This window comes from Bacterioplanoides sp. (assembly GCF_965219715.1).
Taxonomy (GTDB): Bacteria; Pseudomonadota; Gammaproteobacteria; order Pseudomonadales; family Oceanobacteraceae; genus Bacterioplanoides.
This window is the reverse complement of record NZ_OZ244785.1, coordinates 3,990,676-4,009,292: the sequence shown is the minus strand read 5'-3', so window position 1 is coordinate 4,009,292 and position 18,617 is coordinate 3,990,676. Positions and strand designations below refer to the sequence as shown.

At 50.5% G+C, this 18,617-nt stretch carries 14 protein-coding genes; all 14 read left to right on the top strand.

What is annotated here, in order from left to right; translation table 11 throughout:
* Positions 1–109: 109 nt before the first annotated feature.
* The 14 genes from ACOQOZ_RS18650 to ACOQOZ_RS18585 all read left to right on the top strand — a co-directional run bounded on the left by ACOQOZ_RS18650 (position 110) and on the right by ACOQOZ_RS18585 (position 18,592).
* A complete protein-coding gene (locus tag ACOQOZ_RS18650) occupies positions 110–904 on the top strand; it encodes a helix-turn-helix domain-containing protein (protein WP_420589657.1) in 795 nt (264 codons plus the stop codon).
* A gap of 166 nt (positions 905–1,070) precedes the next feature.
* On the top strand, positions 1,071–4,274 hold the full coding sequence (gene putA, locus ACOQOZ_RS18645; RefSeq protein WP_420589656.1) for a bifunctional proline dehydrogenase/L-glutamate gamma-semialdehyde dehydrogenase PutA: 3,204 nt from the start codon (positions 1,071–1,073) through the stop codon (positions 4,272–4,274).
* 113 nt (positions 4,275–4,387) lie between these two features.
* On the top strand, positions 4,388–5,848 hold the full coding sequence (gene putP / locus ACOQOZ_RS18640; RefSeq protein ID WP_420589655.1) for a sodium/proline symporter PutP: 1,461 nt from the start codon (positions 4,388–4,390) through the stop codon (positions 5,846–5,848).
* 191 nt (positions 5,849–6,039) lie between these two features.
* Positions 6,040–6,372, top strand: coding sequence for a hypothetical protein (locus ACOQOZ_RS18635; RefSeq protein WP_420589654.1), 333 nt, complete (start codon positions 6,040–6,042; stop codon positions 6,370–6,372).
* Between the two features lie 226 nt (positions 6,373–6,598).
* On the top strand, positions 6,599–7,159 hold the full coding sequence (locus tag ACOQOZ_RS18630) for a hypothetical protein (RefSeq protein WP_420589653.1): 561 nt from the start codon (positions 6,599–6,601) through the stop codon (positions 7,157–7,159).
* Between the two features lie 15 nt (positions 7,160–7,174).
* Positions 7,175–8,602, top strand: a complete 1,428-nt coding sequence (locus tag ACOQOZ_RS18625) for a CotH kinase family protein (RefSeq protein ID WP_420589652.1) — start codon at positions 7,175–7,177, stop codon at positions 8,600–8,602.
* Between the two features lie 152 nt (positions 8,603–8,754).
* Complete coding sequence (nrdR, locus tag ACOQOZ_RS18620; RefSeq protein ID WP_420589651.1) at positions 8,755–9,234, top strand: transcriptional regulator NrdR; 480 nt, start codon at positions 8,755–8,757, stop codon at positions 9,232–9,234.
* Entirely contained in the window at positions 9,231–10,361 is a 1,131-nt protein-coding gene (gene ribD, locus ACOQOZ_RS18615; protein ID WP_420589650.1) for a bifunctional diaminohydroxyphosphoribosylaminopyrimidine deaminase/5-amino-6-(5-phosphoribosylamino)uracil reductase RibD, read from the top strand. Before nrdR ends, ribD begins: the two co-directional genes overlap by 4 nt.
* Positions 10,362–11,042: a riboflavin synthase gene (locus ACOQOZ_RS18610; protein ID WP_420589649.1), complete on the top strand. Its 681-nt coding sequence runs from the start codon at positions 10,362–10,364 to the stop codon at positions 11,040–11,042.
* Positions 11,043–11,051: 9 nt separating this feature from the next.
* The gene (gene ribBA / locus ACOQOZ_RS18605; RefSeq protein ID WP_420589648.1) at positions 11,052–12,167 is read left to right on the top strand and encodes a bifunctional 3,4-dihydroxy-2-butanone-4-phosphate synthase/GTP cyclohydrolase II; all 1,116 of its coding nucleotides are present in this window, start codon (positions 11,052–11,054) and stop codon (positions 12,165–12,167) included.
* Between the two features lie 70 nt (positions 12,168–12,237).
* Entirely contained in the window at positions 12,238–12,711 is a 474-nt protein-coding gene (gene ribE, locus ACOQOZ_RS18600) for a 6,7-dimethyl-8-ribityllumazine synthase (RefSeq protein ID WP_068656938.1), read from the top strand.
* Positions 12,712–12,716: 5 nt separating this feature from the next.
* Complete coding sequence (gene nusB, locus ACOQOZ_RS18595) at positions 12,717–13,217, top strand: transcription antitermination factor NusB (protein WP_420589647.1); 501 nt, start codon at positions 12,717–12,719, stop codon at positions 13,215–13,217.
* A 35-nt stretch (positions 13,218–13,252) separates the two neighbouring features.
* On the top strand, positions 13,253–14,236 hold the full coding sequence (gene thiL / locus ACOQOZ_RS18590) for a thiamine-phosphate kinase (RefSeq protein ID WP_420589646.1): 984 nt from the start codon (positions 13,253–13,255) through the stop codon (positions 14,234–14,236).
* A gap of 219 nt (positions 14,237–14,455) precedes the next feature.
* On the top strand, positions 14,456–18,592 hold the full coding sequence (locus ACOQOZ_RS18585) for an FG-GAP repeat domain-containing protein (protein ID WP_420589645.1): 4,137 nt from the start codon (positions 14,456–14,458) through the stop codon (positions 18,590–18,592).
* Positions 18,593–18,617: the final 25 nt, after the last annotated feature.

Below are 18,617 nucleotides of genomic sequence, written 5' to 3'. Positions count from 1 at the left end.
GGGCGTTTTTTGTTTCTGCCATTATGATTTAGCGGATTGCGTAATTTCCCGAATGGAAAAAATCCGCATTAGCCCTTAGGGTTAAACCATCTGAATTTTGGAACCTGCTATGTGGACCATTGGTGCCAGCCGGGTACAGTCACTTGAATCACAACCACACCGTCATCACCACCATCACCATCAGGTGGTGTTGGGTTTAACCGGTGAGGTGTGGTTTGACCTGCCACCGGATCAGCAGCTGCATTTTGGCCCGGGTTTTGGCTGTTTGGTGCCGAGTAATTGCGACCATGCCTTTTATGGCGAAGGCAACAATACCGTAGTCGTTATCGACGTCAGCGGCCATGACGGTTCCAACCATCTGATCGACGCCGGTTTGTTCGATCAGCTGTTTGCTCAGCCACGTTTTATCGAGCTGGATGACAACCTCAGATCGCTGGTGCAATGCCTGGCGACCGAACTCAGCCAGCGGCCACTCGATGTGCAGCTGCAGCAACACGTCAGTGGTTTATTGCTACACAGCTTATTTCACCGGGTGGCGGCTTATCGTCAGTCCGCTCCCGGCACCTCCAGCCGTATCGATCTGGCAATGCTCGATCAGCTGATTGCCGAACGTCTGACGGAAAAACTCAGCGTTGAGGAACTGGCGAACGCCTGCCATATGAGTGCCAGCCAGTTTCATCTGCGCTTTCGCCAGCTCACCGGTATGACGCCTTATCAATACATTCTGCAGCAGCGGGTGCAACAGGCAGCCTGGTTGCTGGAAAATTCCTCGATGGCGATCAGTGCCGTGGCCGCAGAAACCGGTTTCGCCAATCAGAGTGCGTTAAATCACGCGATTAAAGCGCGCTTTGAACTCTCCCCTGGCCAGCTGCGCAGTCAGCGTAAAAACCAGAATTCGCTTTAGACCAAAGTCGAAAGTTTCGACTAAATTCTCACCAAAACCGTAGTTTTTGACAAAACCGCCAGATTTTTAAACAAGTTTTTGCACGCCCTCATCCCGTAACCTTGACCGACTGGTAAATAAATTTCCTGTCCGTACAACGACAGAACAACAAAAACAGGTGCGCACGATGAGCGATTTTGATGCAGCGGTGCTGTTTGCAGACCACTCCCAGATGACCGCCGATGACTGGTTTAACGTTATCGAAAAGCAATACGCGGTTGATGAAGACAGCTACATGTCGCAACTGGTGGCGCTGGCCGAAGGCAGTGATGAGCCTGCAGCACAAAGCGAATTCCGTCATAAAAGCGAAATGCGCGCCCGTAAGATGGTGGAAGTGATCCGTGCCGATGGCGATGTTGCCCATGCGGTGGATAAGTTATTACAGGAATACAGCCTGGATAACGAAGAAGGCGTGATCCTGATGTGCCTGGCGGAAGCGCTGATGCGTATTCCGGATTCAGAAACCGCCGACGCCCTGATTCGCGACAAACTGTCGGCCGCTGATTGGGACGAACATATGGGTCGTTCCGATTCTCTGCTGGTGAATGCCTCCACCTGGGGCCTGATGCTCACCGGTAAAATCACCGGTATTTCCAACCGCGAAACGTCAGCAGGTAACCTGTTAAGTGGTTTGGTTCAGCGTGCCGGCGAACCTGTGATTCGCGCCGCGATGAACCAGGCGATGAAAATCATGGGCAAGCAGTTTGTGCTGGGGCGCAGCATCGACGAAGCCATCAAAAACAGCAAAGGCTACCGCGCCAAAGGTTACACCTACTCGTTTGATATGCTCGGTGAAGCGGCATTTACCGACGCCGATGCGGAACGCTATTTTATTTCCTACCGCGATGCGCTGCGCACTCTGGCCAAGAGTAAAGGCAACAAAGATTGGCGTGACGACCGTCCGGCACCCAGCATCTCAATCAAATTATCCGCCCTGCACCCGCGTTATGAAGAATCCCACCAGCACTTGGTGATTGAAGAGTTAGGCGCCAAAGTGGCAAGCCTGGCCGAAGAAGCACGTCAGCACGATATTGCGCTGACCATTGATGCCGAAGAAGCCGATCGTCTGGAATTATCCCTGCGTCTGTTCCGTCAGGTGTATCAGAGCCCGGCTGTGAAAGGTTGGGACAAATTTGGTTTAGTGTTACAGGCCTATTCCAAGCGCGCCACCGCCGTGCTCGGTTTCCTCAATGCACTGGCAGCAGAACAAGGTGATGAGATTCCGATTCGTCTGGTAAAAGGCGCTTATTGGGACAGCGAAATTAAACACGCGCAGCAATTAGGCCTGGCCGATTACCCAGTGTTCACCCGTAAAGAAAACTCCGATGTTTCCTATCTGGTGTGTGCCCGCTACCTGCTGAGTGAAGCCACCAACGGCAATATTTATCCACAGTTCGCCACCCACAACGCCCACACAGTTGCCAGCGTTGCCGAACTGGCGCAGCTGAATCCGGGTCGTGCGTTTGAATTCCAGCGCTTACACGGCATGGGTGATGCACTCTATGATCGTCTGTTAAACGACGACAAAATTGATGTGCGTATTTATGCTCCGGTTGGCGCACACAAAGATCTGCTGCCGTATCTGGTACGTCGCCTGCTGGAAAATGGCGCCAACTCCTCGTTTGTTCACCGCCTGGTGGATGCCGAAACACCGGTATCGGAACTGGTGCAGTCGCCGGTGGCACAGGCCAGCCGTCATGCCTCTTTCCGCAACCCACACATTCCGCGTTCCGCTGAACTGTTCTCTGATCGTCGCAATTCTCAGGGTTACAACCTGTCTGTGGCGTTTGAGCGTGAGCCATTGCTGGCCAGCATCCGTGCCTTCGACGACAAACAGTGGCATCAGGCGCCGCTGATTGGTGGTAAAGCCGCCCACGGTGACGACATCCACACCGTTTTCAGCCCATACGATCACAGCCAGAAAGTCGGTGATGTGATCTGGGCAAGTGCAGAACAAGCTCAGCAGGCACTGGCAATTGCCGACAATGCCTGGTTCGACTGGAACCGCACTCCGGTCGTTGACCGCGCAGCCTGTCTGGAACGTATGGCGGATCTGATGGAGCAACACACCGACGAGCTGATGGCTCTGTGTGCCCGCGAAGCCGGTAAAACTCTGCAAGACAGCATTGATGAAGTGCGTGAAGCCGTCGACTTCTGTCGTTATTACGCGCAACAGGCACGTGATGGCATGCAACTGCCAACCCGCCTGCCGGGGCCAACGGGTGAAAGCAACGAACATTATTACGAAGGTCGTGGCGTATTCCTGTGTATCAGCCCATGGAACTTCCCGCTGGCGATCTTTATTGGCCAGGTCGTGGCTGCTCTGGTTGCCGGTAACACAGTACTGGCAAAACCGGCGGAATCGACCTCATTAATCGCCGGTCGTGCGGTACAGCTGCTGCATGAAGCCGGTGTTCCGGGTGACGTGGTGCAGCTGCTGTGTGGCGCTGGTGCCACCATTGGTAATGCTCTGGTTCCAGACTCACGCATCACCGGTATCGCCTTCACCGGTTCTACCGAAACCGCACAACACATTAACCGCACGCTGGCAGCACGCGATGGCGCACTGGCCACCTTTATCGCCGAAACCGGCGGTCAGAACGCCATGATTGTCGACTCAACCGCACTGCCGGAGCAGGTTGTTGCCGATGTGATGGATTCTGCGTTTGCGTCGGCTGGTCAGCGTTGCTCTGCATTGCGGGTGTTGTGTGTGCAGGATGATATTGCGCCACGCATCATCGAATTAATCGACGGCGCACTACAACGCATCGAAATGGGTAATCCACAGGATTACAGCTGCGACTGCGGCCCGGTGATCGACGAGCGTGCGCGTAATGGTCTGCTGAATCATATCGAACGCTGGCGTGCAGCCGATCGTGTACTGGCGGAAGCTCAGTTACCGCAACAGGCAGCAAAAGGTCATTACGTTGCCCCCGTTGCAATTGAAATCAGCGATATCGCCGATCTCGGCCGCGAACAATTTGGGCCGGTGTTACACGTACTGAAATACAAAGCCAACGAGCTGGGTCAGTTAATTAACAGCATCAACGCCACCGGTTATGGCTTAACGCTGGGCATCCACAGCCGTAATGAAGCGACTGCCAGCTATATCGAAAGCCGTGTGCGGGTGGGCAACTGTTATATCAACCGCAACCAGATTGGTGCCGTGGTGGGCGTTCAGCCGTTTGGTGGCCGCGGTTTATCCGGTACAGGCCCTAAAGCCGGTGGTCCGAATTACCTGAAGCGTTTTGCCACAGAAAGAGTACGCACCATCAACACCACCGCGGTGGGTGGTAACGCAACTCTGCTATCACTGAATTCTGATGATTAATTTTTCCGTTAGGAATTAAAAAACGACGCTTCGCGTCACCCAAAACTGAGCCGCTGCGGCGGCTCATTAACTATAAAAACGACATAGAAAACTTAAATACTCAGGAGCGCAGCATGGACATTAATGTATCAACGCTGATTACCTTTATTGCCTACCTCGGAGCAATGCTCTGGATTGGTGTATGGGCTTATCGTAAAACCAACGATTTATCCGACTATATTCTTGGTGGCCGTTCCCTCGGCGCCTGGCCTTCGGCGTTATCCGCCGGTGCTTCCGATATGTCCGGCTGGTTGTTATTAGGTATGCCGGGTTATGCCTATGCCGCAGGTTGGGAAGCATCCTGGCTGGCCGGTGGCTTATTGTTAGGTACTTATCTGAACTGGCTGATTGTGGCGCCACGTCTGCGTGACTACTCAGAAGCAGCTGGCAACAGCCTGACACTGCCACAATACTTCAGCAACCGCTTTGGCGATAAGGTATTAATCCGCTCGATTGCCGCCTTCTTTATCCTGCTGTTTTTCCTGTTCTACACCAGCTCCGGTCTGGTTGCCGGTGGTAAATTATTCGAAACCGTCTTTGGTCTGGATTACACCATCGCCGTTACCGTGGGCACCATTGCGGTTGTGTCGTACACCTTCTTTGGAGGCTTCCTGGCGGTATCCTGGACCGATCTGGTACAAGGCCTGTTAATGGCTGCGGCTCTGGTGATTGTGCCTATCGCGGCGTTCACCGCTGTGGGTGATGGCCCAAGCGCCCTGATGGCGGCAAAAAATCCGGAAATGTTAGATGCCTTCACCAAAACTGACGGCACGGCTCTGGGCCTGATGGGTATCGTTTCTCTGGCCGCCTGGGGTCTGGGTTACTTCGGTCAGCCACATATTCTGGCGCGTTTTAAAGCAATCAAAAGCCGTGACGATATTCCACAGGCACGTCGTATTGCTGTGACCTGGACCTTTATTGGTCTGGTTGGCGCTTCTCTGGTAGGTGTTGCCGGTATTGGTTACTTCGATACACCACTGGCGGATTCAGAAACTGTATTTATGGATCTGGTACAGGCGCTGTTCCACCCACTGGTAGCCGGTATTTTATTAGCGGCGATTCTGGCAGCCATTATGTCCACCGCGGATTCTCAGCTGCTGGTATCGTCTTCTGCACTGACGGAAGACTTCTACAAAGAATTAATTAACAAAGACGCCGACGATGCACTGCTGGTGAAAATCGGCCGCTTCGCCGTAGCCGGTATCGCCATCATCGCCTGGGCACTGGCCCTGAATCCTGACAGCTCGGTATTAGGCCTGGTGTCTTATGCCTGGGCAGGTTTCGGTGCCGCATTTGGTCCGGCTGTGATTCTGTCTTTGTTCTGGTCGCGTATGAACCGTCAGGGCTGTCTCGCCGGTATCCTGGTTGGTGGTATCACCGTAGTGATCTGGAAACAGCTGAGCGGTGGCATGTTCGACGTTTACGAAATTGTGCCTGGCTTTATTTTCGCCACCATTGCCATCATTGGTGTGAGCCTGGCTACTCCCGCTCCTGAGCAGGAATTGCTGGATACTTTTGACGAAGTAAACGGTTAATTTCCCCTTTGCGGCCCCGTCTTCTCCGGTTTGGGCCGCTTTTTTTATTCTCTCAGCCAGGGCCTGACCTCGCCCTGGTTTATCCCTGACAGTCCTGACATCGGCACATTGTTGCCATAAATATCAGTGTCACCTTGCTGTCATAGTTCTGTCATAGAGTATTCCCACCTGAAACAGCTGAGGAGTGAATTATGGTTACCGCAGAATGGACGCCTATCAGCGAAATTAATCTACTGTCGTTACTCGATCAGGCCGAGCAGCAAATGCAGCCTCAGATACGTCAGGTGTGGGAAAATGTACGCTTGCCACAACCTGAATTATGGCAACAACACCCCTGGGGTGATGAAGGTTGCGGCTTTTGGGTGGTGGCTGTGTTTGGTCGTACCTGTGTTTATTTTAACGACATTACTTCCGGCTTTTGTCAGAGTGCCTTTCAGGATTGGGGATATATTGATAATTACTCTCAGGAAACCCCGAAACTTGAACAGATTCTGATTAATCAGTTTCAGAAAATCCGCGCCTGAAGTGAATATCCGCCATCGATAAAACCTGTGTAACTTTCACGGATACTCAGGTTTTTTTACGGCCATTAATTAAAGCGCAACGATTAACTTCATCCCTGCAACAAAGCGTCTCCCAACACTGAACTGCAACAATCTGTTGCGCTGTTCCCGGCTTTAAAACTGACCCAGATCACCTTATCTATACGCCGTATCACGAATTATAAATCCGTACTTTACGGGGGTTATTATGAAACCGGCAATCACATTAATTTTGTTAGCCTTACCAATGTTTGGCTACGCAGAACAATCATCCGTCTGGCGAGTGGGAGGAGGCGTTAGCTTTTTATACAACGACCCGGATTCCTCTTATTCCCGCTCTGACGAAGACTGGCAAAAAGCATTACACGCCAGTCTGGACTACAGCCATAACCAATATCTGATGGCACGCTCCACTCTGTATCGCTTCGACTCAGCGGTGAATGACGACATCCGCGGCTGGGGTGGCGAATTGCAATTTCTGGCAGGGCTTAACCTGAATGGCGAAGGTGCACGGATTTACACCGGGCCGGTGTTATTCCGCGAAAGCCGTAAAGATAAAACCGCTATTCATGATCAGCATCACGTGTTCTCCGGCACCGGCTGGAACATTGGTGGTGGCTACCAATGGCAACGCTGGTCCTTCGACTTGTCGGCCACCATTCGCGACAACTCCGACTACGTCGATTATTACGAAGAGAAAAATGTCGACCTCGAAGACGATGACGTCTGGGCCACCATCACCACTGCCACCATTTCTTACCAGCTGTAATTCAGGAGCCCTGTTATGAAAAAAATATTAGCAATATCGATTGTGGCTCTGGGATTAGCAGCCTGTCAGGAAAGTCCGAAAGAACGCAATGTTGAACGTGATTTTGATGAGTCGACTTTTGTCAGCTCAAATCTGCCAATTGCGATTATCCAGACCAATCACCTGACGATTCCGGATGAGCCGAAGATATTAACGAAATTTACCCTGATCAATTCGCCGGACGGTGTTAATAAACTCGATGACACCACCAATCTGGATTATGGCCAGGATGAAGAGCATCGTTATGCCGGTATTGAAGTACGTGGCTTTGGCTCCCAGAGTTTTGCCAAGCAGCAATACAGCCTGGAATTATGGGAAGCAGAAGAAGGCACCAGCCTGGCTGGTTATGCCATTGGTACCACCGAAGATGCTCTCGATGCCGATGAGGTGTTAGAAGATCAGAAAGCTGAATTACTGGGCATGGCGAAAGAAGAAGACTGGGTACTTTACGCTCCCTACGCCGACAAAAGCCTGATGCGTAATGTGCTGGCCTACGATCTGGCCGCCGACATTTCCGGCTTATGGCAACCAAAAACCGAATTTATCGAAGTATTTTTCAGCGACGAGAACAACAAGCTGGACTATCGCGGCGTTTATATCCTGACGGAAAAAATTAAACGCGACAGTGGCCGTATCGATATCAACAAGCTGAAAGATGATGAGATCGACGGCGAAGATTTAACTGGTGGTTATATCCTTGAGCTGACACCACCACACCGGGTAAAAAGTGATGAAGTCGCCTTCTCGACCCGAGATAGCAAAATGGTCATCGCTTATCCGAAACCAAAAGACATTCAGCCAGAGCAAATCGCTTACATCAGCAATTACACCAATCAGTTTGTTGATGCTCTGTACGGCGCCAACGCTGAAGATGACACCACGGGTTACACAAATTTTGTCGAGCTCGATTCTCTGGTGGATTATTTTCTGGTGCATGAATTGTTTAAAAACCGCGATGGTTTTTACGCCAGTGCCTATTTCCACAAAGACAAAAACGGCAAGTTAGTCGCCGGTCCGGTTTGGGACTTCAATCTGTCGTCGGGTAACGATACCCGTGCGATCAACGTTAACCTGTCGCCATCCGGCTGGTTCTATCGCGATAAGTGGGTCGCTGAGCGCCTTTACCACAGCGCAAAATTTGTCAGTGCTTTCAAAGCCCGCTGGAGTGAACTGCGCAAAGGCGTGCTGAGCAACGACGCACTGAATCAGAGAATTGATGGTGAGTTCGCCAAACTGAACCAGGGCGCCGCCACACGTAATTTCCAAAAATGGGACATTCTCGGGAAATTTATCCAGGGTAACCAGATTCCGGACTCCCAGAGTCACCGTGAAGAAGTCGAATACCTGCGCGATTGGTTACTCAATCGTTTAAGCTGGATTGATCGTAATATCGATAAGCTCTGACCCTGCCTGGCAGACGCCAGCCGACGGCGACCAGCGCTGTTCTCACGGCCGCTGTTGGTACTGGCGTCACTGCCCCAAATCAAGTAAAATCGCGCAACTTTTGGCCAGCCCATGTCGGGTTGGCGGTTATTGAAGTCAGCTCTTTACCAGTTATGCGTTGCCCGTTTTGTTCACATCCGGATACTAAAGTTATCGATTCACGTCTGATTGCAGACGGTGAACAAACGCGCCGTCGTCGCGAATGTATCAGTTGCGGCGAACGTTTCACCACCTTTGAAAGCGCCGAACTGCTCATGCCCCGCATCGTCAAACAAGACGGCACCCGCGAACCTTTCAACGAAGACAAACTCCGCAGTGGTATTCAGCGCGCACTGGAAAAACGTCCGGTGGGTGTTGAAGCCGTTGAAGCTGCTGTTTCCCGCATCAAACACGATCTTCGCACCACCGGTGAGCGTGAAATCGACAGCCGTGTGCTGGGTGAATGTGTGATGAATGAGCTACGCCAGCTGGACCAGGTTGCCTACGTGCGTTTTGCGTCGGTGTATCGCTCGTTCCAGGACGTCTCCGAGTTCCAGGCAGAAATTGAACGTATGGCTGATAAATCAGGCCAGTCCAGCGAGAAAGATGCATGAGCAACGACCATGCCTATATGGCCCGGGCGTTAAAGCTGGCGCGCCTGGGAATGTACTCCACCAGCCCTAATCCCAGAGTCGGCTGTGTACTGGTAAAAGACGGCGAAATTATTGGCGAAGGCTGGCACCAGAAAGCCGGCGAAGGCCACGCTGAAGTAAATGCGTTAAAAGCCGCGGGCGATAACGCAAAAGGCGCTACTGCTTACGTCACGCTGGAGCCCTGCTCCCACTTTGGCCGCACACCACCCTGCGCCCAGGGCCTGATCAACGCCGGAGTTGCCCGTGTTGTTGGTGCCACCACCGATCCGAACCCTCAGGTTGCCGGTCGCGGTTATAACATGTTGCGCGAAGCGGGCATCGAGGTGGTGGAGTCCTGCTTACAAGCGGAAGCTGAAGAAATTAACATCGGTTTTATGCAGCGTATGCGCAGCGGGCTACCTTATGTTCGCGCTAAGCTGGCACAAAGCCTGGATGGTCGTACCGCCATGGCCAGTGGTGAAAGTCAGTGGATTACCGGGCCACAAGCGCGTCGTGATGTTCAGCGTCTGCGTGCGCGTTCCTGCGTGATTATTACCGGCGTCGATTCGGTGCTAATCGATGACCCATCGATGACGGTTCGCCCCGCCGAAAGCGGTATCGAACAAGAAGCGCGTTTATGGCGTCAACCTCTGCGCGTGGTTATTGATGGCCAGAACCGCTTGCCGACGAATGCTAAGTTGTTACAGCAAAACGGCGATATTCTGGTTGCCACTCTATCGGAGCCATCCGATAAGCCAGCCCGCCCGGCAGGCTCCGGTGAACTGAACTACTGGACGTCACCTGCAACTGACGGCGACAAAGTCGACCTCGACGCTCTGATTCGCTATTTAGGCGAGCAGGGACATAACGAAATTCTGCTCGAAAGCGGCGCCCAGCTGGCCGGTGCTTTCGCAGCCCAAAACCTGATTAATGAGCTGGTGTTGTATTGCGCTCCAACCCTGATGGGGAGCAACGCCAGACCACTGCTATCATTAGATTTCAGTGAAATGAAACAACAGATTCGCTGGCACTGGCAGGACGTGCGTATGGTTGGCAATGACCTGCGTCTGACGCTTACTCCTTTAACGCCAGCACCTGAAGAGAACTAGATGTTTACCGGAATTATTGAAGCGGTTGGCTCAGTTGCCAGCGTTGAAAACAAACAAGGTGATTTACGCCTGCGTATCCATACCGGATCACTCGATCTGGCGGATGTGAAACTGGGTGACAGCATCGCCACCAATGGTGTGTGTTTAACCGTGGTAGAACTGCCGGGTGATGGTTTTGTTGCCGATGTATCACGCGAGTCTCTGGCACACACTCAGATTGGCAGCTGGGGCAAAGGCACTGCGGTTAATCTGGAAAAAGCCATGATGCCAACCACTCGTATGGGCGGTCATATCGTCACCGGTCATGTCGATGGTTTAGGCACCATTAAAAAACGTAACGCCGATGCCCGCTCGATTCAGTTTGTAATCGAACCACCGGCGAATCTGAAAAAATACATCGCTGCGAAAGGTTCAATTACCGTTGATGGTGTCAGTCTGACGGCCAACGCACTGAACCCAAATGGCTTTGAGCTGAACGTTGTTCCGCACACCGCAGAAGAAACAACCCTGTACGCCGCCAAAGAAGGCCAGCAGGTTCATCTCGAAGTTGATATTATCGCGCGTTACTTAGAACAGCTGCTGGCCGGTGGTAACAACCAGCCCGCTAAAAGCGGTGCGGCCCAAACGGCAAAAAGCAGTATCGACCAGGCGTTCCTGGCGAAAAACGGTTTCTGGAAATAGGTGAGCAACATGCCCCTGAATAAGATTGAAGACATTATTGAAGATATCCGCAACGGTAAAATGGTTATCCTGATGGATGACGAAGACCGTGAAAATGAAGGCGACATCATTGTTGCAGCGGAAAAAGTAACCCCTGAAATCATCAACTTTATGGCCACTGAAGCCCGTGGTCTGATCTGCTTAACCTTAAGTGGTGAGCGTTGTGATTTCTTAGGTCTGCCAGCGATGGTAACCGGCAATGGCGCAAAATTCTCGACCCCTTTCACCGTATCCATTGAAGCGGCTGAAGGTGTCACCACAGGTATTTCTGCTGCTGACCGTGCACGCACCATTCAGGTCGCGGTTGATGCCAACAGCAAGCCGGAAGATATTGTTCAGCCGGGTCATATTTTCCCGCTGCGTGCTCGTCCTGGTGGTGTATTAAGCCGTGCGGGTCACACCGAAGCTGGCTGTGATCTTGCGCGTTTGGCTGGTCTGACGCCATCTTCTGCTATCGTTGAAATTATGAACGCCGACGGCACCATGGCGCGCCGTCCGGATCTGGAAGTATTTGCGGAAAAACACGGCATTAAAATCGGCACCATCGCTGATTTAATTCACTACCGTATCGCCAACGAAAAAACCGTTGAGCTGACCACCAAAGAAGCCGTTCACACTGAATTTGGTGAATTCCAGCTGCATACGTTCCGCGACAATATTCAGAACGAAACCCATATCGCTTTAACCATGGGTGATATTTCTGAAGAAGATCCAACTGTGGTTCGTGTTCAGACCACCAATACTCTGCGTGATGTATTAGGTATTCGTAAAACCGAATCTGAAAGCTGGTCTTCCACCAAAGCCATGGCAAAAATTGCCGAAGAAGGCAAAGGTGTACTGGTACTGCTGTCTGCAGGCCAACAGGAAAATATTTGTGACAGTATGGACCAGCATTTTGGTCGTGTACGTCCACAACGCAGCCCGAATACCGATAGCTCAGGTGCATTCCTGACCATTGGTACCGGCTCACAAATTCTGCGTGATTTAGGTGTGAAAAAAATGCGCCTGTTAAGCAGTGAAACCAAGTACGCAGGTCTGTCTGGTTTCGATTTGGAAATTGAAGAATATTTGCCGTACTCAGAATAAATCTCTGAGAAAACCGAGCGGTAAATAAACGTTATTAATTCAGATATTGAATATGTTAGAGAGTAAAACCATGAGTTTAGAAATTATCGAAGGTGATTTAACTCCAAACGACGGTAAATACGCCATTGTTGTAGGTCGTTGGAATGCATTTGTTGTAGAAAGCCTGTTAGAAGGTGCGGTTGACTCTTTAACCCGCCACGGTGTGGATATCGAAAACATCACGGTTATCCGTGTTCCGGGCGCTATGGAAATTCCTCTGGCCACTAAAAAAGTTGCTGACAGCGGTAAATACGACGCCATCATCACTCTGGGTGCGGTAATTCGTGGTGGTACTCCTCACTTCGAATACGTATCAGCTGAGTGCACCAAAGGCCTGGGTCAGGTTTCTCTGCAGTCTGGTATTCCGGTTTCCTTCGGTGTTCTGACCGTTGATTCTATCGAGCAGGCCATCGAACGTTCCGGCACTAAAGCCGGTAACAAAGGTGAAGAAGCTGCGATGTCTGCCTTTGAAATGGTTAACCTGATCAAAGCTCTGGAGGCGTAAGCCAGATGTCCAGCACTCCCGGTAACCCATCCGCCCAGGGCAACCACTCTGGCGGTAAAAAAACCAGCCCGGCCGCTCGTCGTAAAGCACGACGTTTTGCCGTACAAGCTATTTACCAATGGCAGCTGGCTGGTGCAAATTTGGCTGCGATTGAAGCCGAATTTCGTACCGACAACGATATGAGTAAAGTGGATCTGGAATATTTCCACGATATTATGCATGGAGTGCCGCGCGAAAAGTCCGAGCTGGACAAAAAAATCGAACCTCTGCTGGATCGTCGTTTAGACGAATTAACCCCGGTAGAATTAGCGATTTTACGTCTGGGTGCTTATGAGATGGTTCATCGTATCGACGTACCTTATAAGGTCGTGATTAATGAATCCGTTGAATTAGCAAAAACCTTCGGCGCCACCGACGGCCACAAATACGTTAACGGCATTTTGGATAAACTTGCCCAGCGTGACCGTATGGTAGAAATTCGCGGCCCGAAAGCGAAAAAGTCCTGAGTCCTCGCGACTGATTCTGAATAACAGGACTGACTATGAGCAAAAAAACTGAAGATGTTTTACCAACAAACATCGGTGAATTTGAATTAATTCGCCAGTTTTTTTGCTCAGACTTCCCCTCCTCCCCCGATACTGTTATTGCCATTGGTGATGATGCATCCGTAGTAAAACCACCGGCCAATAGTGAACTGGTTCAGAGTATTGATACTCAGGTGGCTGATGTGCATTTTCCGGCAACGGCCCCGGCAAATTTAATCGCTCAACGGGCGCTGCGTTGCGCTGTCAGCGATTTAGCCGCGATGGGCGCTTGCCCCCAGGGTTTTCATCTTGCACTGACTCTGCCGCAATCTGACGCCTACTGGTTGAAAGATTTTTCTGACGGATTAAAAAAAGCAGCCCACGAATTAAATATCGCCTTAATGGGTGGCGATACCACTCGTGGCAAACAGCTGGTGATTTCCGTTGCAGTACAGGGCTGGATTCCACTGAATCACGACAGCAACAGTCAGGCATTAACACGCAGCGGCGCTCAACCCGGCGATATTATTTGTTTGTCCGGTAAAGTGGGAGCAGCAGCGGTTGCTCTGCCACAGGTGTTAAACAACCCGGCCGACACCTCTGGTTATGCCCGGCAATATTATTTTCCCGAAGTACACCTGAGTCTTGGTCAGTCATTGCTCGGCCAAGCAACGTCCTGTATGGATATCTCCGACGGTTTGATTCAGGACGCAGGTCATATCGCTAAAGCCTCGGATGTGCAGCTACAGCTTAACGCAGACGCCATCCTATTAGCTGATCCAGACAGTCCGGCACTGTGTATGACAGGTGGTGACGACTATCAACTGCTGTTTACCCTGCCGGATACGGTCGAATCGGCTGAGCTGATCAGACAACACGCCAGTGCTTCTGACGGTGTACATAAAATAGGCAAAGTTGTTTCTGGCAGTGGCGTTAACCTCAGTGGTGATCGGGAATTGTTAGCAGATCTGAATAAAGCCGGTGGCTTTAACCACTTTTAATCATTTGCGGATACATGCCTTTGTTGAGCTGATCTGGTAATTCTGCGACGTCGAACTGCACCATTCACGCCAGCACCCTGAGCTATAAATTTAACAGTCGTTATTAATTCAGCTCAAATTTTAAATAAAGCTCAGATATGTGACTTACTGCCGAAGACAACCTCCTGACTGGCTTGATATAACCCTTCATAGTTTAGTACCAGATCCGGAAGCCAGACTATGAAACTCTTGTCTTTGCCACTATCGCTTGCGTTGCTATCTCCGTTAGCAAACGCTCAAAACCAGCTTGATCTCAGCGCGAATAACCTGCGCACCATTGCATCCGCTAAGTACTACGGTTCAAGTCCGAGCGGCATGTTAATTCGGGTTAAATCCATTGATATGGACAAGGACGGTGATCTGGATATTGTTTATGCCGCGCACCATTATTCAGGGCGTGGCGTCGAACTGGCCTGGCTTGAAAATGCCAGGCCCAAAAACACAGCCGTATATCAGACCAAATTTATAAAACATATTATTAATGATGCGGCTAACTTCTATCACTTCGAAGTAGAAGATATTGATAAAGACGGTGACCTTGATGTACTTGGCGCCACCAAAGCAACCACCCGCAGCGGCGTTCTTAACCCCTACCAGGGTAAACATATCTGGCTGTTTAAAAATGATGGCCAACAAAAGTTTACCCGCCAGGTAATTGCAGATACCGATGCTGATCAACTGGCCATTGCGGATTTTAATCTGGACGGTCGACTCGATTTTATTTCAGCCTATGGCGAAAGCGCGACTCTGTGGAGTCAGAATAAAGACGGTGAATTTACCTCAGCTGATATTGATGTGGTTAAAAATTCTACGCCTGCACCAGGAAGAAATACCAAAGAACTCAGCCTGGCGGTTGCTCTGGAAGCCAACGGTGATAACCGCCCGGACGTATTGATCGCGGGAGCCAGTTATTACCGTTTATTCCTGAATAATGCGGATGGCAGCTGGACTGAAAAGAACATCGCCCGTCAGGAATTTTGCCAGCGCCAAACCAACTACGCCCCGTTTGACCGCTGTATCTCCTACCAATTAGCGTACCTGCAAGTCGCCGATATCGATGGCGACGGTGATGATGATATCGGTATTGGCGGTTCCGATTCGTTTGGTTCTGAACTGGCCTGGCTGGAGCAGAAAGACAACAGCCTGTTTGATATACATCGTTTCCCTACCGATAAAAAATCGAACTACCAACCTGTCTGGCAAGACGTTGATGGCGATGGTGATATCGATGTGGTATTCGCCAATGAACGTGTACGTCGTTCCTGGGAATATGAACCTCCAACCTGGGGCTGGTACGAAAACACCGCAGGTAAAAGCCAAACGCCAGCTTACGTTCGCCATGGTATGGGATCTTTTACTTTAGGAGATTATTCATCGGCGGCCGGTGATTTTAACGGCGATGGTGTCAGCGAATTTATTATTGCTAACAGCGCCAGCGTTCGTCTTCATAATCCAGTTGCATCAGTACAGCTGGCAAAAGGATTTCATAATTTTGGTGTCGACGACAGCCGAATCCTGAGCGTCAATGACAATAATAAAGATGCTGATATTGAACAGACTATGAGTATCAGTGCTTCCCATGGCAAGTTGTCGTTTGCAGCATCCAGTGACCTGACTTATGTATCCGGTGACGGTGAACTGGACCGCAGTATCACGGTACGAGGCAAAGACAGTGACCTGAACAATGCGTTGAACGGCCTGTTGTACCAGCCTGATAACAATTACTTCGGCCTGGATACAATTATGGTAACCAGCAACGATAGCAATGGCAGCAGCACCATTAAATTCCCGTTTTGGGTACTGGGGGTTGGCACTGTCCTTGAAGCCGATAAACATTTCACCAAGCTGGAGCCACTGACGGTTTCGGTTAAAGTGACAGAAGCCGTTAACGGACTGGACACAGACGATTTTATTATCAGCGGTGGAGCAACTCAGGCAGACGAAATAAAAAGGGATGAAACCAATCCTTATCTGTATCACCTGAAAATAACACCGGTAATCTTTACTGATATTCTGATCCAGCTTCCGGCGAATAAAGCGACCGGCAACTTCGCCGCCCAGAATACTGCGGCCCAGCTTCTGATTTGTTCACCAACATCAAGCGTCTGTGGAACGCCACCCACCACTACACCGGGAGACACTAACAATGGCGGTAACCCGGACAATGTCGGCGAACTGGCTGACAGCAGTGAACAATCACCAACAATTACTATTGGCACATCCAACGAAAAACGTACTCAATCATTGCCCTATTTTAATGGCCAGCTTGGTTCTTCCCGTTACCAGACGGAAGTAATGGATCTGGATAAAGATGGCGATGTCGATTTTGTCATGGGTATTTTTAACAGCGTTGGCAATGGTGGTCTGATCTGGTTCGAAAATACGGGTCAAAACTCAGTTGAGCACCCGTCTTTCACTCGCCATATCCTCGAAAATGGCACCAATACTTATCACTATCAGATCGTTGACCTTGATGGCGACAGCGACCTCGATATTGTTGCTGCTACTCAACGAGCAACTAACGTCTGGGCAAAAACCCGCCAGGATCGTCTGGCATGGTTCGAACGAACTGAAAATGGTTTCACCAAACATACAATAGAAAGCAGCGAAGGTGGATCTTCTGTCAATGTCGTCGACTTTAATGGCGACAATAAAAAGGATTTACTGGTATCAAACCGTAATGGAACCCGTGTCTATTACCATTCCGTTGCTGACGGAGAAATTCGCTTTAGCGCTAGCAATGATACGGTTATCGAAGGCAGCAATAGTTTCTTTAAACACGAAGAATCCGTGCAAACCCTTAGCGCAGACTTCGATCAGAACGGTTCTCTGGAAATTTTTGTTGCTGAAGCCAACGGTCGCTATCGCCTGATTCAAAAAACCGGAGTGGCAGACAATAAAGCTGAGTTTTCAGTAGGTGAGCCACAAAGCGGTGATTTCAACACACCATTTGGTGTCCGTTCTCCGTCAAATCTGCGCAGTGGTGATATCAACGGTGACGGTTGGGACGACATTATCAGTGCCGGAGCCGGCAGCGGCGGAAGAGCTGATCTGGTGATCTATCTGAATGACAAAAGTGGTGGCTTCAGCAGCGATATTCTGGTCAGCGGCAGTGGTATGGACAGCGCCAAACTGGCAGATATTGATCGCGACGGTGACCTCGATATTATTTATTCCACCAGCCTGCAAGTGAAGCAAACCGCCTGGCTGGAAAATACCGGCAACAATTCTGATGGCAAAGTTAACTGGAAAAAACACACCCTCAACAGCAGTTTTTACAGTGCAGTCGACAGTGCCGATTTTAATGGCGATGACCAGAATGACTGGTTGTTTAATTCGTCCTGGTTAACCGGTTCCGCAGCAACCCAACGCTCAGCACAGTTAACCCATTTCGGACATAATCAGGGATATGCCCTGACCGTTTCTCACCCGAATGAAGATCAGATATTACAACTCAGGATTCAGCTTGATAAAGGCTCTGTAACACTGGCGAACTTCAGCAATATTGCCTTTGAGCAGGGTGATGGCAAAGACGATAAAAGCCTGACAATCCGAGGTAAAGCGAGTGATATCAATACTGCATTAAATGGCCTGATATACGCCATGGACCCGGCTTTTAAAGGTAAAACCGCTATAACCTTAACCGTGTCCGATGGAACTCATAGCCATACACAAACACTGTCACTGCAGATTCTCGCCGTGGACCTGACGATTAGTGGCCCGGTTGGTTTTACCGTCAATCAACCAATAACACTGGACTTTAGCTTTACTCAAGGTGTCACTGGCTTTACTGCAGACGATATTCAACTGAGCGGTTCTGCGACTCAAGCAGTCGGCAACAGCTTTAATAAAATCAACGATGGTAAATATCAGATTCAGGTTAAACCGGTTACCAATGAAAACCTGTTGGTTAAAGTAAATCCAAATGTTGCCAGCAGTGCCGACCAGGCTAAAAACTCCGGAGCATTGGCCCTGTTCTGTGCAACAGGTGCTTGTGTGATGGCCTCAGGAAGCTCTGACACCGACGGACGTTTTCCTCAGGCCGGTAAGGTTCCCGGAACCGATAACCCGGATAATGGTGATAACAGCGGCGGCGACGGTAGCAGCGGTGGTGATAAGCCCAATGGTGGTGACAACACTAGCGGTGGCGACAAACCCAATGGCGGCGACAACACTAACGGCGGTGGAAACAACGGCAATAGCGGCGGCGATGGCAGTTCCGGTGGTAGCGGTTCTGGAGGTGGCGGTTCAGCCTGGTATTTATTGCTTGCTCTGCCTGCTTTAACTCTTAGACGGAAACAAGTTTCAAAAACCTGATGGTTAAATCGACAAGGATCAAATC

What these genes read in the sequence shown, in the direction of transcription:
- ACOQOZ_RS18650 (WP_420589657.1), top strand. Translation starts at nt 110, where the DNA reads ATGTGGACCATTGGTGCCAGCCGGGTACAGTCACTTGAATCACAACCA.
- putA (WP_420589656.1), top strand. Translation starts at nt 1,071, where the DNA reads ATGAGCGATTTTGATGCAGCGGTGCTGTTTGCAGACCACTCCCAGATG.
- putP (WP_420589655.1), top strand. Translation starts at nt 4,388, where the DNA reads ATGGACATTAATGTATCAACGCTGATTACCTTTATTGCCTACCTCGGA.
- ACOQOZ_RS18635 (WP_420589654.1), top strand. Translation starts at nt 6,040, where the DNA reads ATGGTTACCGCAGAATGGACGCCTATCAGCGAAATTAATCTACTGTCG.
- ACOQOZ_RS18630 (WP_420589653.1), top strand. Translation starts at nt 6,599, where the DNA reads ATGAAACCGGCAATCACATTAATTTTGTTAGCCTTACCAATGTTTGGC.
- ACOQOZ_RS18625 (WP_420589652.1), top strand. Translation starts at nt 7,175, where the DNA reads ATGAAAAAAATATTAGCAATATCGATTGTGGCTCTGGGATTAGCAGCC.
- nrdR (WP_420589651.1), top strand. Translation starts at nt 8,755, where the DNA reads ATGCGTTGCCCGTTTTGTTCACATCCGGATACTAAAGTTATCGATTCA.
- ribD (WP_420589650.1), top strand. Translation starts at nt 9,231, where the DNA reads ATGAGCAACGACCATGCCTATATGGCCCGGGCGTTAAAGCTGGCGCGC.
- ACOQOZ_RS18610 (WP_420589649.1), top strand. Translation starts at nt 10,362, where the DNA reads ATGTTTACCGGAATTATTGAAGCGGTTGGCTCAGTTGCCAGCGTTGAA.
- ribBA (WP_420589648.1), top strand. Translation starts at nt 11,052, where the DNA reads ATGCCCCTGAATAAGATTGAAGACATTATTGAAGATATCCGCAACGGT.
- ribE (WP_068656938.1), top strand. Translation starts at nt 12,238, where the DNA reads ATGAGTTTAGAAATTATCGAAGGTGATTTAACTCCAAACGACGGTAAA.
- nusB (WP_420589647.1), top strand. Translation starts at nt 12,717, where the DNA reads ATGTCCAGCACTCCCGGTAACCCATCCGCCCAGGGCAACCACTCTGGC.
- thiL (WP_420589646.1), top strand. Translation starts at nt 13,253, where the DNA reads ATGAGCAAAAAAACTGAAGATGTTTTACCAACAAACATCGGTGAATTT.
- ACOQOZ_RS18585 (WP_420589645.1), top strand. Translation starts at nt 14,456, where the DNA reads ATGAAACTCTTGTCTTTGCCACTATCGCTTGCGTTGCTATCTCCGTTA.